Origin of the sequence: Streptomyces sp. NPDC127092, assembly GCF_042722475.1 — a bacterium.
Taxonomy (GTDB): Bacteria; Actinomycetota; Actinomycetes; order Streptomycetales; family Streptomycetaceae; genus Streptomyces.
In genome coordinates, this window is record NZ_JBHXFE010000097.1 from 3,094 (window position 1) to 4,566 (window position 1,473).

Genomic DNA, 1,473 nt, shown 5'->3' on the forward strand with positions numbered 1-1,473 from the left:
GGATCGAGCACTTCCAGTTCGTTGATCCCGTGACCGCAGGCACCGGACGCCGCCCCGGCGGCGTCATGTGGGTGCTCACCGTGGACATGGATCACGACGACTCCCTGCTCCGCATCTTCGCCGCCGACGTGCCCGCCCCGTCATGGATCATCGAGAAGGGCCGCAACGGCCACGTCCAGGCCGGATGGATCATCGAGCACGTCACCGTGGGACCGAACGCCCGCACCGCCCCCGTCGCTTTCGCAGAGGACGTGCGCGCAGCCCTCACCGCCGCCGTCGGTGGTGACCCCGCGTTCACCAACCGCCGCCAGTGGAACCCCACCTGGACCGGATGGGCCACCGAAGGCCGCGTGATCTGGGGACCGACCACCCCCCGATCTCTGGGCGCGCTCCGAGCCGAGATGATCGAGAACCACACCTGGCCCACCCTCGAGGCCCACGTGCCCACCGCCGCCCGACGAGACACCAACACCGCTCGCGCCCTCGTGAGCGCGGCAGAGGCGTCCATGACCGTAGAGCAGGGCGAACGCAACCAGTTCGTGTTCGACTACGCACGTCTGCGCCTCTCGGGCACCGTGGCCGAGGCCGCAGCTCACGCGAACGCCCTGTGCTCACCGCCCCTACCTACCGCCGAAGTCGCCGGGATCATCCGCTCCATCGAGCGATACGAAGCCCGCCAACGGCCGCGCAATGGACTCCGCGGCCGAGGACACGGCCACCTCTCCGACGCCTACCGCCGCCGCCAAGCCGAGCGCGGCCGCATCGGAGGCTCACGCGGTACCGCCGCCCAGCGTGCCCAGCGTGTCACTGCCGCCCAGCGTGCCGCCCATGTGCGCGCCCAGAAGGCAGCCGTCCGCGCCGCTGAGGCCCGCCAGCAGGCCGCAAACGGAGCCACCGCCGCGCAGATCGCGGAGCGCATGGGCGTCACTACCCGCACCGTCCGCACCTGGCTAAAACAGGCCCTCACCCAGCGGAAATCATCGGAGCATCAGGGTGCCCTGGCGCCCACACCGTGCCTCCCCCAGCGTCACCCTGTCCCGGCCCCCGGCCCAGGGCAGCCCGGCGTGAGCCACCTTCCCTCCGTATCGGGTATCCGATACCCTGTAGGCGGACGAAAGAGGTGCCCCCATGACCCTGACCCTGATCCCCCCGACGACCCCCGATGAGGCCACCCAGCAGCTCGCACAGCTCCAGGGCATCCCGACCGCCCTTGACGTGCTCCGCCGTGTGCAGCTCGTCAAGGCTGCCGACCTGGGAGTGACCCAGCAGCAGCTCGCCGGTGCGCTCGGCCGAGCCCAGTCGAGCATCAGCGAATACCTCGCTCGCGCCCGCACAAGCCTGGCTGACAGGCCCGCCACACATCCGCTGTGGCCGGCCGAAGTCATCGACCTCTACGCGGCCGGCCTCCTGCCCCGTGACGAAGTGCTGTCCTACCTCGCCAGCTACCCCTACATCGACCCCGCACCCACCGAT

2 protein-coding genes are annotated in these 1,473 nt (G+C 70.5%); both read left to right on the top strand.

From position 1 onward, the window contains the following. Nucleotides 1-1,166, top strand: a 1,166-nt coding sequence (locus ACFWJO_RS37285) for a replication initiation protein (RefSeq protein WP_386872559.1), incomplete at its 5' end; no start/stop codon positions are given. Further along, the coding region (locus ACFWJO_RS37290; protein ID WP_386872561.1) for a hypothetical protein at nucleotides 1,129-1,473 on the top strand (345 nt) is incomplete at its 3' end. The genes ACFWJO_RS37285 and ACFWJO_RS37290, both read left to right, overlap by 38 nt.